The organism is Mesorhizobium sp. 113-3-3 (assembly GCF_016756495.1).
Taxonomy (GTDB): Bacteria; Pseudomonadota; Alphaproteobacteria; order Rhizobiales; family Rhizobiaceae; genus Mesorhizobium.
In genome coordinates, this window is the sequence record NZ_AP023243.1 from 905,624 (window position 1) to 918,555 (window position 12,932).

Annotated in this window: 15 protein-coding genes; 10 read left to right on the forward strand and 5 right to left on the reverse strand. The window is 65.0% G+C overall.

The features are described from left to right. Nucleotides 1-191: 191 nt before the first annotated feature. From JG746_RS04245 to JG746_RS04260, 4 genes are all read left to right on the forward strand, one after another. Nucleotides 192-1,145, forward strand: coding sequence for a sulfonate ABC transporter substrate-binding protein (locus JG746_RS04245; RefSeq protein ID WP_202357034.1), 954 nt, complete (start codon nucleotides 192-194; stop codon nucleotides 1,143-1,145). A gap of 84 nt (nucleotides 1,146-1,229) precedes the next feature. Beyond that, entirely contained in the window at nucleotides 1,230-2,387 is a 1,158-nt protein-coding gene (gene ssuD, locus JG746_RS04250; protein ID WP_202359256.1) for an FMNH2-dependent alkanesulfonate monooxygenase, read from the forward strand. Further along, nucleotides 2,384-3,160, forward strand: coding sequence for an ABC transporter permease subunit (locus JG746_RS04255; protein ID WP_202357035.1), 777 nt, complete (start codon nucleotides 2,384-2,386; stop codon nucleotides 3,158-3,160). The genes ssuD and JG746_RS04255 overlap by 4 nt, the downstream gene beginning before the upstream one ends. 7 nt (nucleotides 3,161-3,167) lie before the next feature. Beyond that, complete coding sequence (locus tag JG746_RS04260) at nucleotides 3,168-3,965, forward strand: ATP-binding cassette domain-containing protein (protein WP_202357036.1); 798 nt, start codon at nucleotides 3,168-3,170, stop codon at nucleotides 3,963-3,965. Nucleotides 3,966-4,249: 284 nt separating this feature from the next. Here JG746_RS04260 and JG746_RS04265 read toward each other — a convergent pair whose 3' ends face one another. Further along, a complete protein-coding gene (locus JG746_RS04265) occupies nucleotides 4,250-4,426 on the reverse strand; it encodes a hypothetical protein (protein ID WP_202357037.1) in 177 nt (58 codons plus the stop codon). A gap of 309 nt (nucleotides 4,427-4,735) precedes the next feature. Between JG746_RS04265 and JG746_RS04270 the strand changes: the two genes are divergently transcribed. From JG746_RS04270 to JG746_RS04285, 4 genes are all read left to right on the forward strand, one after another. Continuing rightward, the gene (locus JG746_RS04270; RefSeq protein WP_202357038.1) at nucleotides 4,736-5,104 is read left to right on the forward strand and encodes a septal ring lytic transglycosylase RlpA family protein; all 369 of its coding nucleotides are present in this window, start codon (nucleotides 4,736-4,738) and stop codon (nucleotides 5,102-5,104) included. Between the two features lie 306 nt (nucleotides 5,105-5,410). After that, nucleotides 5,411-6,688 (forward strand): polyhydroxyalkanoate depolymerase, encoded by a 1,278-nt coding sequence (locus JG746_RS04275; protein WP_202357039.1) that lies wholly within the window; start codon nucleotides 5,411-5,413, stop codon nucleotides 6,686-6,688. 167 nt (nucleotides 6,689-6,855) lie between these two features. Then, nucleotides 6,856-7,470: a transglutaminase-like cysteine peptidase gene (locus tag JG746_RS04280; protein ID WP_202357040.1), complete on the forward strand. Its 615-nt coding sequence runs from the start codon at nucleotides 6,856-6,858 to the stop codon at nucleotides 7,468-7,470. A 372-nt stretch (nucleotides 7,471-7,842) separates the two neighbouring features. Continuing rightward, on the forward strand, nucleotides 7,843-8,085 hold the full coding sequence (locus tag JG746_RS04285; protein ID WP_202357041.1) for a hypothetical protein: 243 nt from the start codon (nucleotides 7,843-7,845) through the stop codon (nucleotides 8,083-8,085). 86 nt (nucleotides 8,086-8,171) lie between these two features. On the opposite strand, the gene JG746_RS04290 is transcribed toward JG746_RS04285, so the two are convergent. Genes JG746_RS04290 through JG746_RS04305 form a run of 4 tightly spaced genes read right to left on the reverse strand, consistent with a single transcriptional unit; the run spans nucleotide 8,172 to nucleotide 10,926 of the window. Next, on the reverse strand, nucleotides 8,172-8,540 hold the full coding sequence (locus JG746_RS04290) for a helix-turn-helix domain-containing protein (protein WP_202357042.1): 369 nt from the start codon (nucleotides 8,538-8,540) through the stop codon (nucleotides 8,172-8,174). A gap of 25 nt (nucleotides 8,541-8,565) precedes the next feature. Then, nucleotides 8,566-9,096, reverse strand: coding sequence for a Smr/MutS family protein (locus JG746_RS04295; RefSeq protein ID WP_202357043.1), 531 nt, complete (start codon nucleotides 9,094-9,096; stop codon nucleotides 8,566-8,568). After that, complete coding sequence (gene mltA / locus JG746_RS04300; RefSeq protein WP_202357044.1) at nucleotides 9,093-10,193, reverse strand: murein transglycosylase A; 1,101 nt, start codon at nucleotides 10,191-10,193, stop codon at nucleotides 9,093-9,095. The genes JG746_RS04295 and mltA overlap by 4 nt, the downstream gene beginning before the upstream one ends. A gap of 25 nt (nucleotides 10,194-10,218) precedes the next feature. Beyond that, nucleotides 10,219-10,926 carry a Tim44/TimA family putative adaptor protein gene (locus tag JG746_RS04305; RefSeq protein WP_202359257.1) on the reverse strand — a complete coding sequence of 236 codons (708 nt, stop codon included), beginning with the start codon at nucleotides 10,924-10,926 and terminating at the stop codon, nucleotides 10,219-10,221. Nucleotides 10,927-11,137: 211 nt separating this feature from the next. Here JG746_RS04305 and JG746_RS04310 point away from each other — a divergent pair, with 211 nt between their 5' ends. Together JG746_RS04310 and secB are read left to right on the forward strand one after the other, a co-directional pair. Next, a complete protein-coding gene (locus JG746_RS04310; RefSeq protein WP_032932371.1) occupies nucleotides 11,138-11,635 on the forward strand; it encodes an FxsA family protein in 498 nt (165 codons plus the stop codon). Between the two features lie 550 nt (nucleotides 11,636-12,185). Next, entirely contained in the window at nucleotides 12,186-12,686 is a 501-nt protein-coding gene (gene secB, locus JG746_RS04315; RefSeq protein WP_019862223.1) for a protein-export chaperone SecB, read from the forward strand. Nucleotides 12,687-12,932 lie beyond the last annotated feature (246 nt).

The window sequence follows — 12,932 nt, forward strand, 5'->3', positions numbered from 1 at the left end:
ACACTGCACCGCTTCGCTCCTTGCCTCGCGCGGATGACGAATGCCGGGTTGCCATGGAAGATATTTCCGCACCACGGCGCCAACTCGCAAAATCATTCCTCTACTAAATTTATAGAACTACCTAGCCTTGTCCCTCATCCAACCGGCGAGGACGTTTTCCCGGCGCCGATCCGCAGCGAAGGAGAGGGACCATGTTCAATCTGACGAGACGCGTGTTCGGCATCGGCCTGCTCGCCGCTACCGTCGCCCTGTCGTTCGGCGCCGCCGCGCAGGAGCTGACGCAGCTCAACATCGGCTATCAGAAGACCGGCCTGCCGGTGATCGCCCGGCAGCAGCAGGTGATCGAGAAGGCGCTCGCCGACAAGGGCGTCGCCGTCAAATGGGTGGAATTCACCGCCGGCCCACCCCTGGTCGAGGCGCTCAATGTCGGCGCCATCGACGTCGGCTGGACTGGCGACGCGCCGCCGATCTTCGGCCAGTCGGCCGGCGCCAACATCGTCTATGCGGCGGCATTGCCGTCCAATGGCGACGGCGAGGCGATCTTCGTCAAGCCGGCCTCGCCGGTCCAGTCAGTCGCCGACCTCAAGGGCAAGCGCATCGGCGTCGGCAAGGGCACGTCCGCGCATAATCTGCTCGTCGCCGCGCTGGAAAAGGCCGGCATTGCCTTCGATCAGATCACGCCTGTCTATCTCAGCCCCGCCGATGCCGCCGCCGCCTTCGCCAGCGACCAGATCGACGCCTGGGCGGTCTGGGATCCGTTCTTCGCCATTGCCGAAACGCGCTACCAGCCGCGCGTGCTGGCCCGCTCCAGCGAGGTGCTCAAGGTCAACACCTATTTCCTCGCCAACAAGGATTTCGCCAAGGCGTGTCCCGAGATCATCACCACCGCCATATCAGCGCTCGGCGAAGCGGCGAAATGGGCGGACCAGAACCGTGACAATGTGGCCGAGGCGCTGCACGAGGTGACCGGTGTACCGCTCGACGCCCAGACCATCGCCGCCAACCGCACCAAGTTCGGCATCTTTCCGATCACCGACGAAATCGTCGCCAGTCAGCAGGCGACCGCCGACCGTTTCTACAAGCTCGGCCTGATCCCGAAGGCGGTCCGCATCTCCGACGCCGTGTGGACCGCGCCGGGAAACTGATTTCTTTCATGCGGCGCCGGGCGGAAACGTTCGGCGCCGTTGCCGTTTGTGCCTGTATCTCCGGGAGTTCCGCTCGTGCCAGACATCACCCCGCCCGCCAGCCCGCTCGATTTCTTCTGGTTCATCCCGACGCATGGCGACGGCTCCTATCTCGGTTCGGAGCAACAGCAGCGGCCGCCGGAATTCGGCTACTTCAAGGAGATCGCCCAGGCCGTCGACCGGCTAGGCTTTCCCGGCGTGCTTTTGCCGACCGGGCAGAATTGCGAGGATTCCTGGATCACCGCGACGGGCCTCGCCACGCTCACCGAAAAACTCAAATTCCTGGTGGCGCTGCGGCCGGGCGTGACCCTGCCGACCTTCGCCGCGCGCCAGACGGCGGCACTCGACCGGCTGAGCAATGGCCGCCTGCTGCTCAACGTCGTGGTCGGCGGCAACCCGACAGAACTCGCCGGCGATGGCGTCTTCCTGCCGCATGACGAGCGCTATGCCCAGGCGCATGAATTCCTGACCATCTGGCGCGGCCTGGTGTCGGGCGAGCGCGTCAATTTCGACGGCAAATATTATCGCGTCGAGAATGGCCGCCTCGACCTTTTGCCCAGCCAGGAACGGCCGCCGCTCTATTTCGGCGGCTCGTCCGATGCCGGGCAGGAACTCGCCGCCGATCTCGTAGACATGTATCTTACATGGGGCGAGCCGCCGGCGCAAGTGGCTGAAAAGCTTGCTTCTGCACGTGCGAAGGCAGCGCGGCGCGGCCGGAAACTGCGTTTCGGCATCCGGCTGCATTTCATCGTCCGCGAGACCGAGGACGAAGCCTGGCGCGCCGCCGACCGGCTGATCAGCCATGTCACCGACGCCCAGATCGAAAACGCCCAGGCGCGTTTCCTCACCCAGATGGACTCGGTCGGCCAGCGCCGCATGGCCGAACTGCATGGCGGCCGCCGCGACAGGCTTGTCGTCTCACCCAATCTATGGGCCGGCGTCGGCCTGGTGCGCGGCGGCGCCGGTACCGCGCTGGTCGGCACGCCGGAGCAGATCGTGGAGCGCATCCGCGAATACCAGGCGATCGGCATCGACACCATCATCGGCTCCGGCTATCCGCATCTCGAGGAAGCCTACCGCGTCGCCGAGCTTTTGTTCCCGCGCCTCGGGCTCGGCACCAGCCGGCAGGGGGCGCATCGCGACATCGCCAACGAATTCTCGGTCGGCTTCCATGGTGCCGCCCGCCTGCAGGCCTCCTCATGAGCTTTTCAGCGCGCCTCCACGCAAACGCCATCGGCTGGGTGTTGCCGGTGCTGGTCATCGCCGGCTGGGAGATTGCCAGCCGCGCGGGCGTCATGCCGGCCAATGTCCTGCCGGCGCCGAGTGCCGTCGCCGAGGCCTTCTGGCGGCTGACGCTGTCGGGCGAGCTGATCCGCAACATCGGCGTTTCCACGGCGCGCGCCCTTGCCGGCTTTGCGGTGGGCGGTTCGATCGGCTTCGCGCTCGGCCTCGCCAACGGGCTGTCGCGGCTCAGCCGCGGCCTGACCGACACCACGCTGCAGATGATCCGCAACATCCCGCATCTGGCGCTGATCCCGCTCGTCATCCTGTGGTTCGGCATCGACGAGGAAGCAAAACTGTTCCTGGTGGCGCTCGGCGTGTTCTTTCCGATCTACATCAACACGCTGCTCGGCATACAGAGCGTCGATCCGCAACTGGTCGAGATGGGCCGCGTCTACGGCATGGACCGGCGCGCCCTGTTCTTCCGCGTCATCCTGCCCGGCGCGCTGCCGGCGATCTTCGTCGGCCTGCGCTATGCGCTCGGCATCATGTGGCTGACGCTGATCGTCGCCGAAACCATCTCGGCCAGTTCCGGCCTCGGCTACATGGCCATGCAGGCGCGCGAATTCCTGCTGATCGATGTCGTCGTGCTGTCGATCCTGATCTATGCGCTGCTCGGCAAGCTCGCCGACAGCCTCGCCCGCCTGCTCGAGCGGCTGTCGCTCGGCTGGCATCCCGCCTTCCAGAACGGATGAGGTTCCGATGCCAGCCGCCAGCCTGACCTCCGTCCGTTCCTTCGTCGCCGCACCGGTGCCCACGCGTCCGGCGATAGCGGTCGAGGGACGCCGCGCCTTCGCCTTCAAGGGCGTGGAAAAACGCTTCGGCGACAAGATCGTGCTCGACGGCATCGACCTCGACGTGCCGGCCGGCCAGTTCGTCGCCGTCATCGGCAAGAGCGGCTGCGGCAAGAGCACGCTGCTCCGGCTGCTGGCTGGGCTCGACCGGCCGACATCGGGATCGCTGACGCTGGGCGCCGAGGAAGAAGGCCACAGCCGCACCCGCTTCATGTTCCAGGAGCCGCGCCTGCTGCCATGGGCGAGTGTCGTGAAAAATGTCGAGGTCGGGCTGACCGGCATCGCTGCCGGCGCCGATGCAAGGCAACGCGCGCTCGGCATTCTGGGCGAGGTCGGCCTTGCCGATCGCGCCGGCGAATGGCCCTCGGTGCTGTCAGGCGGCCAGAAGCAGCGCGTGGCGCTCGCCCGCGCTTTGGTCGGCCACCCGCAGATCCTGGCGCTCGACGAGCCGCTCGGCGCACTTGACGCGCTGACCCGCATCGAGATGCAGCAATTGCTGGAACGCATCTGGCTCGCCCAGAAATTCACCGCCGTGCTGGTCACCCATGATGTCGCCGAAGCGGTCGCGCTCGCCGACCGTGTGGTGGTGATCAGCGAAGGCCGGATCGCGCTCGACCTGGAGGTGCCGGTCGCCCGCCCGCGCCGGCGCGGCTCCACCGAGCTCGCCCGGCTTGAGGGGATGATATTGGACCGGCTGTTCGGTTAGGGTTGTCGGGGGCGCATTCTGTCCGAACCGGATCGATAGGTAACAGAATGGACCGACTGTTCTCTTGCACGTCGGGCTGTGCCCATCTTGCGGCGACGGTGCGATTGACGAGCGCCTTCCCCCACTCCGTCGCTGCTTCGCAGCGCCACCTCTCCCCCCTCCGGAGGGAGAGGAAGGGAGCCCAGGTAGGCCAGCTCGCGCCTTTCCTCTCCCCCGTCGATCGGGGGAGAGGTGGCTCGGCGAAGCCGAGACGGAGTGGGGGGTCGACCTCTCCTGTCGAAGCCCTACCGGTTCGCCCATACCAGCCCGGCCAGGCCGACAAGCATGGCAACGAGGCCGATATAGAGCCATTGCGACTGGCCGGTCATGAAGCTGCCACCGACCACGCCGATGCCTTGCAGCGACCACACCGCGCCGACAGCCAGCACAATCAAGGCCAGCAGATTTTTGCTCATTCTCATTGACGGATCTCGCTTTTCAAGTCGATCGTTTCGCATGCGATGAGCGTGATGAAAGAGCCAAAGGAAGGGGCTCAATCACGTCGGATTCTACTTGGATATTAATCCGATATCTTGTCAAAGCGACTCTCGAAATCGGCCCGAAGATCATCGAAAGTGGATCAAATCGTGCCGGAAAATCCCTGACAGACTGTTACCCGCCGACTCCAAACGTGTGATCTTGCCACGGAACTGACAGATCATCGCCGCATTTCCTGCCTTATTCAGCACCTAACGGCTGGGGTCTGTCAAAAACGGAGCCATCCCTCAAATATGAAGACGCTAAATCAGACCGCGCTTGTCGCGGTAACGATCGCTGCTGGCCTGATGGTCGGCGCTTCCGCCACTTCAGCAACCGCCGCCGCCGGCCAGTGCGGCCGTGCTTCCTGGTACGCGCTGCATTCGCGCACCGCATCGGGCGAGCGCATGAACCCGTCGGCGATGACCGCCGCCCACCGCACCCTGCCGTTCGGCACCAAATTGCGCGTCACCAACAAGAACAATGGCAAAAGCGTCATCGTGCGCATCAACGATCGCGGCCCGTTCATCAAGGGGCGCGTGCTCGACCTGTCGAAGGGCGCCGCCGGCCAGCTCGGCTTCATCGGTTCCGGCCATACCTCGGTCTGCATGGCGCGTGTCTGATTGCATTTCCCTGGACCATGATCTCTTCCGAACCGCAGGTCAGCGAAGCAAAAACCGGCAACCACTTTTCGGGATCATGTCTGGTGTCCGGCAGCAGGGCCGGACACATTTCCTACACATTTCGGCACTGCACATTGAGCCGGCTCGGCCGTTCAAGCCCGATTTCCGGCGCTTTGGACGAAAGAACCATTGGTCACGCCACGTGACGTATTGCATCGCAGCAATTAGTTGTTAACTTCGCCACGAGACATTTGAGGCTCGGCGCTGCTCGTCGTCCCTTCGGTCGCAGCAGCAGCGGGGTTGTCGATGTTCTACCAGCTCTACGAATGGAACCATGCGGCGCTGCAGCCGGCCCGGCTCTATGCCGACGCGGTGCGGATGTTCTATTCCAATCCGCTCAATCCGATTGCGCACACGCCCTGGGGCCGTTCGGTCGCGGCGGGCGCCGAACTGTTCGAACGCACCACGCGCCGCTACGGCAAGCCTGTCTTCGGCCTCGACAAGACCGTCGTCGACTGGAAGAGCGTCGAGGTCACCGAAAAAACCGTCTGGTCGAAGCCGTTCTGCAATCTCGTGCGCTTCGAGCGCGCCGTTCCCGCCGGACGCAAGGCGGATCCGAAGCTTTTGATCGTGGCGCCGATGTCGGGCCACTATGCGACGCTGCTGCGCGGTACGGTGGAAGCCATGCTGCCCTATGCCGATGTCCACATCACCGACTGGCTCGACGCCCGCATGGTGCCGCTGGCCGACGGCAGCTTCGATCTCGACGACTATATCGACTACATCATCGAGATGTTCCATGCGCTCGGTCCCGACACCCATGTGATGGCGGTGTGCCAGCCTTCCGTGCCGGTTCTGGCGGCGGTGGCGCTGATGGAGGCGAAGGGCGACCCCTTCGTGCCGTCGACCATGACCCTGATGGGCGGGCCGATCGACACACGCCGGAACCCGACCGCGGTGAATCTGCTGGCCGAGGAAAAGGGCATCGACTGGTTCCGCGACAATGTCGTCATGCGCGCGCCCTGGCCGGTGCCGGGCTTCGGCCGCGAGGTCTATCCGGGCTTCCTGCAGCTGTCGGGCTTCATGAGCATGAATCTCGACCGCCACATCATCGCCCACAAGGACTTCTTCATGCACCTTGTGAAGCATGACGGCGACAATGCCGAAAAACACCGCGACTTCTACGACGAATATCTGGCGGTCATGGACCTGACGGCGGAATTCTACCTGCAGACCGTCGACACCGTGTTCGTGCGCCATGCCTTGCCCAAGGGCGAGATGACGCATCGCGGCACCCGCATCGATACATCGGCCATCCGCAACGTCGCCCTGTTCACGGTCGAGGGCGAGAACGACGACATATCGGGCCTCGGCCAGACCAAGGCGGCGCAGGATCTGTGCGTCAACATCCCGGCCGACAAGAAGGCGCATTACATGCAGCCGGCGGTCGGCCATTACGGCGTCTTCAACGGCTCGCGCTTCCGCTCCGAGATCGTGCCTCGCATCGTCGACTTCATCACCAGCTATGGCCGCCAGACCCGCGTCGCGGTGAAGCCGAAGCTGGTCCGCACCGCCAAGCGGTAGGCCATTCCGGAACAAAGTCCGAGAAATCGGCCGCCGGCCGGTTCTGTTGCACAATAGACGCTGTGCCTCCCCGCGGGTAACCATGCCGCAAATCAGTCCGTCGTCGTAATTGACACGGACTGTCAATCGCCCTTAACGTTTCGTTAACAACAGGGTGAGCGGGGACAATGAATTCCTCAACAATGGCGAGAAGGCTGCGTTTGTGCGTGGCTGCGGCCGGTCTGGCAGCCACGGGAAGCTGGCCGGCAATGGCTGCCGGAGCGATGGCGACCGGCGGCATCACCTCGCAGCCGATCGGCCACTACGATTTCTGCAAGCAGCACCCCGGCGAATGCTCGATCCGTCCGAGCAATCTGGCACCGGCCAGGATGACCAACGGCCTGATGAGCAAGCTCGCCGGCGTCACCGCCCGGGTCAACGCCGCCGTCAAGCCGATGAGCGACATGGACATTTACGGCAAGGACGAGGTCTGGGCCTATCCCGACAAGGGCGTCGGCGATTGCGAGGACTACGTGCTGGAGAAGCGCCGCCGGCTGTCCCGCATGGGCATATCGCTTTCCGACCTGCTGATCACCGTGGTGCGCAAGCCCGATGGCGAAGGCCATTCCGTGCTGACCGTGCGCACCGACAAGGGCGACTACGTGCTCGACAATCTGAACGACAAGGTCAAGGCCTGGGACCAGACCGGTTACCGCTTCCTCAAGCGGCAGGCGATCGACAACACCGGCCGCTGGGTCTCCATCCGCGGCGGCCAGCAGGTGCTGGTCGGGTCGGTGGAGTAGGGGCGGGCCGCCTTCGCGGTCCCTCTGACGTTCTCTTCAGCAAACTGCCGAGGCTGGCGCCGCCCCTCATTGCCCAGCCGGGCATTTCTCCCCGTATAGTGACGGGGAGAAAGATGCTGTCATCGCCGCTTTCGCCAATCATCAACGCCGCAAGACAATCGCCGACGGCGCGGCTGTTCCCTTCTCCCCGTCTCTATACGGGGAGAAGGTGCCGGCAGGCGGATGAGGGGCGGCGCCGACGTTGCCGGCTAGTCCCCTTTCGTAGGCCTCCACGCATCCCTCCCAAAAAAATCTCCACCTCTCCGTGAACCATTTCCGTCCACCCGGCGACACACAGCCGTGAACGACGAAACCCAACCATGGAGACTTCAAATGACTGCTCTTCTGCGCAACACCCTTCTCGCCTTCGCCGCCGTGTCGGCCCTGGGCGGATCCGCGATGGCCGACCAGACGGTCAGCTGCGTGCACACCAACCTCAATGACCTTTGGGCCGGCCGTTGTTGCGGCACCGCCGGCGCGTCGGACTGCCTGGGCGGCGGCAACAATGGCCACGACCATGACCGCCCGGGCACCAAGGGCGGCAACCCCAATGGCAGCACGGCCGGCAAGCCTTGATCCAGCCACAGCTGCCCGCTGGCGGTTCGCCGGCGGGCACTGTTCTGTGCTCCGGCAGACCCTCCGCGAAATCCGGGTAAAACCTGTTACTTCAGCCGGCCGAGTGCAGCGCGGATCGAGGCGGTGATGCGGCGCAGTTCCGCTTCGTCAAGCTTCTCGATGTTCTCGGCCAGGAGGTTGGCGAGCTCGGTGGCGGCGGGATTGAGGCCCGACGTATCGAGTTTTACACGCGGGTGCGAAGCTTCGGCCAGCCGCGCCAGCTCCTCGGCGTCGTCCCAGATGACGTTGAAATAGCCGATGATCTTCTGGATCAGCGTCCAGGTCGGCGCGCCGCGCCTGCCATGCTCGAGCGCCGAGAGATAGGCGGCGCTGACGCCGATCGCCGCCGCCATGTCCTTCTGGCTGACGCCGCGCTCGAGCCTGAGCGCCCGCAGCCTCTCGCCGAACGGCGTCATATGCACGAACTCACGGCGTCCGGCCTCATGCGCGTGCCCGCCGCAGCCGGATATAGAGCGCGCCCGCGCCGCCATGGTTGCGGGCGGCATGGTCGTGGCTGGAGACCAGCGGCCGGAAGGCCGGCGTCGACAGCCAGGTCGGAACCGCGCGCCGCAACACACCGTCGCCGCCGGAGGATGACCCCTTGCCGGTGATGACCAGCACATAGCGGACGCCGCCGGCATGCGCCCGGTGCAGGAACGAGAACAGCAGCGAATAGGCCTCGTCCTGCGTCATGCCATGCAGGTCGACGCGGCCTTCGATCGGCAGCCGGCCCTTCGACAGTTTGTCCAGCGTCGGTTCGTCGAGCCGGTGCGTGACATGCTGCGCCTTCGGCTTTGCCGCGCCCGGCGCATTGGCGGCGGGCTGGGCCGTCTGCGGCGCGGACGGCTTGGCCTCGATGGCCATGTCGGGAATCTCGACGGAGGTTTTGCCCTTCAGCGGCTTGGCCGTGCGCGCCACCAGGTTCCACAGCACCCGGTCGTCCTCGCTCAGCCTGTCCGGACGCTTGCTCATCTTGCGCCCCCGGCCAGCGCGCGCGGCACCAGCGCGTAGAAATCAGCGGTATTGCGCACCACGCCGGCGATCTCGCCGGCCGCGTCGCCCGAACCGGCGAACAGGTCGCCGCGCGCCGGTCCGGTGATGGCCGAGCCGGTATCCTGCGCGATCATCAGCCGGCGGAACGGTTTTGCCTCGAAAGCGGTCAGCGTCGGCGCGTCGATATAAAACGGCGTGCCGAATGTGTGCAGCAGGCGGTCGACCGCCACCGAGCGGCCCGGCGTCAGCGGCACCTTGGCGGCGGCGATCGGGCCAAGTGCTGCATCCTCCACGTCAGCCTCGCGGAAGAAGATGTAGGAGCGGTTCTGCCACAGGATCTCGTCGATGCGCCCGGGGTGCGCCTTGAACCAGGCGCGGATCGACTGCATCGTCACCTCAGCCAGCGGGATCTCGCCGAGCTCGCTCAGGATTTTGCCGGGTCCGGTGAAACGCTGGCCCGACTTGGCGGCGTAGGTGACGCGGCGCAACCGGCCATCTGTCATGGCGAGCCGCGCCGCCCCTTGCACATGGATGAAGAATGCGTCGACCTTTTCGGCCAGCCAGGCGATCTCCAGCCCCTGGCCGGCCAGCGCGCCGCGCTCGATCGCGCCACGGTCGAAATACTCGGCCAGTCCATCCGCCGTCCGGCGCGCGAAGGCGAGATAGGAATCCATGCCCTGCGGCCGGTTGGCGTCGTCGACATCGACGAGATCGGCCGGCCGCGACATGAGCGGCACGGTGAAGCGCCCGGTCCGCACCGGCGAGGCCTCGACCTGTGGCTCGTAAAAGCCGGTGACGAGGCCGGCGCCACTCTCGGGCCGCACCAGCATCGGCACAAAATGGCGCTCGAAGAAAGTTCGCGCCTCCGCCCGGCTGGCGGGTGCTGCGGTGCGCGCCTCGGCATAGGCTGCGGCGAAGGCGCCGAAATCGACGCCGAGCGCGCCGCTGCGATAGGGCTTTGTCAGCACATGGAAAGCGGAGCGGCGGAACGCCTCGAAGGCTAGCAGGGGGTCGTCATCGCCCCAGCCGGGGAGATCCTCGAAGGACTTTTCGACAAAGAGAGGCGATAGCGACACCGGAGCCTCGCCGCGTTTGCCGGGCTCAGTCTTCTTCTTCGGTGGCGACGAGCTTCCAGTTCGGATCGCGCGAGCGCGTGTCGCGGGCGAAGGTCCAGACATCCTTGACCTCGGCCACGGTTTCCGGATCGCCGTCGATCACCGCGCCGGCCTTGTCGCGCGTCGCCGAAATCAGCTCGCTGATGATGCGCAGCGTCACATGCGCCTCGCCGCCCTTCATCTCGGCCGAGACGATGTCGGCCTTGTCGATGCCGACGAAGGAGGACTGGATCTTTTCGGACTTCGCCTCGCGCTCGCCGATCGCCGCGACGAAACCGTCGAACACCTCGCGCGACAACAGGTTCTTCAGCGTTTTGCGGTCGCCGTCGGCATAGGCCATGACGATCATCTCATAGGCCATCTTGGCGCCGTCGATGAAACCCTTCGGGTCGAAGGACGGGTCATTGTCCTTGATCGCGCGCAGGCCCTTGTTGAGGTCGGTGTCGGGCTTGGCAAAGGCGTCGATGGCCGTGTAGGCGTCGGCAGGCGCCGGCTCGCCCGGCTGCCGCTTGCGCGGCAGCGAAACGACATTTTCCGGCTTCTGCGTGGCGTCCTTTTCGGTGCGCGCCGCCGTGTAGGGGTCGAAGGGCGGCCGCTCGCTACCGGTCCGACGGCCCAGCACGTTGCGCAGCTGGAAGAAGATCACCACCGCCGCGATCAGGAAGAAAATCGTGCCGAAGTCGAAGAAGCCCATATCTTCCGCCAATCAATCCCTGCCTCTAGGCCGGACCATCCGGCCAACAGGCCGCGGTCGCATAGCGTTCAACATTCAAAGCATATAGAACGCAAGGTGCAATCATTCAAATTAAAGGCAGGCATACCTATCTAACGGCCTCAGTGCCAGCGGCGATTGCCGCCAAGGCCAAAACAATCGAAACGACCAACGACCGGAAGGTTGGCAAGACTTGCGCATTTCGCTGCTTCCCCTTTTTCTCCTCGCCCTGCCGCTGCTGGAAATCGCCGGTTTCGTCATCGTCGGCCGCGAGGTCGGCGCGCTGGCGACGGTCGGCCTGGTGCTGGCCTCCAGCATCGCCGGCGTGCTCCTGCTCCGGCACCAGGGTTTCGGCGTCATGGCGCGGGTGCGCGCCGAGATGGACGCCGGCCATGATCCGAGCCGCCATCTCGCCCACGGCGCCATGATCGTGGTCGCCGCGATCCTTCTGATCATCCCCGGCTTCATCACCGATATTATCGGCCTGCTGCTGTTCCTGCCGCCGGTGCGCGACCTGGCCTGGCGCCGGTTCAAGGGCCGCATCGTGGTGGCCACGGATTTCTCGGCCGGCGGTTTTCGCCGGTCGCGCGACAAGGTCATCGACCTCGACGACGGCGACTATTCGCGTGAGGACGATTTCAAGCGCGGCCCGGATCATAATTCGCCGTGGCGGCGGCTGAAGGACGATTAGGTCGCGGGTGCGGCCCGGCCAGGCGCCTTTCCTCTCCCTCCGGAGGGGGGAGAGGTGGCTCGGCGAAGCCGAGACGGAGTGGGGGAACCACCTGGCAATCGACGCGAACGGATATTGAAAAGGGACCAAGGCGCAGGCATTGCCTCGCCTTGCGCCCAAGGGTCGACCCCCACTCCGTCGAGCTTCGCTCGACACCTCTCCCCCGATCGACGGGGGAGAGGAAGGGCGCCCTTCATGCAACGCCGGCGATTGGCGAAATCGGCGACAACCGCGTCCCTTGCCCCGTTTACGGGGAGTTGAGGAGTGGTCCGCGCAGCGGACGAAAAGCCAACTGCTTGGCTTTTCGAACGACGAACGCCGGCAGGCAGGTGAGGGGCGGCGCCGACCTCGAATTGATTTCTCCAATGCAAAGTCGCAGCCGACACAGCCCAAAGCGATCGCCCCCGAGCCCCAAGGCGGCAAACCTTGTCTTGTCATGCCGACCATGGTAGCGAACGCCCGATTTCAATTCGGTCAGCAACGCTGCCCAGGGGAAAAGGAAATAAGGCTCATGGCCAGCAATGATGACGCGCCGACCGGCGCAGCCAACGGAAACGGCAATGCGGCGCAGCCGTCGCTCAACGTGCTTGCCCAGTATGTGAAGGACCTGTCCTTCGAAAGCCCCGGCGCGCCGAACTCGCTGCGCGGCCGCGACAAGGCCCCCGGCATCGCCATCAACGTCAACGTCAACGCCAACCCGCTGTCCGACAAGCAGTTCGACGTCAATCTGACGCTGAACGCCAAGGCCTCCTTCGACCAGGAAGTGCTGTTCAACGTCGAGCTGGTCTATGGCGGCGTCTTCGCCATTTCGGGCTTCCCGCAGGAGCACATGCTGCCGATCCTGTTCATCGAATGCCCGCGCCTGTTGTTCCCCTTCGCTCGCCAGATCATCGCCGAGGCGACCCGCAATGGCGGCTTCCCGCCGCTGATGCTCGACCCGATCGACTTCGCGCAGATGTTCCAGCAGAAGATCGCCGAGGACCAGGCAGCGTCGAAGGTCCAGGTGAGCTGAGCTATATCTACGGAATGCCTCGAAAAACCCGGCCTTGAGCCGGGTTTTTTGTTGCCTTGGTGACCCTTGGCAACGCCGGTGGGACAGCACCCATTTGCACCACCTAACGGTTCTGGTCGATCGAAATACAACGGTCGAGCCATGGTCGACCCCCACTCCGTCGAGCTTCGCTCGACACCTCTCCCCGATCGACGGGGGAGAGGAAGGGCGCGAGTTCGCCAATCCTGGCGCCTTTCCTCTCCCTCC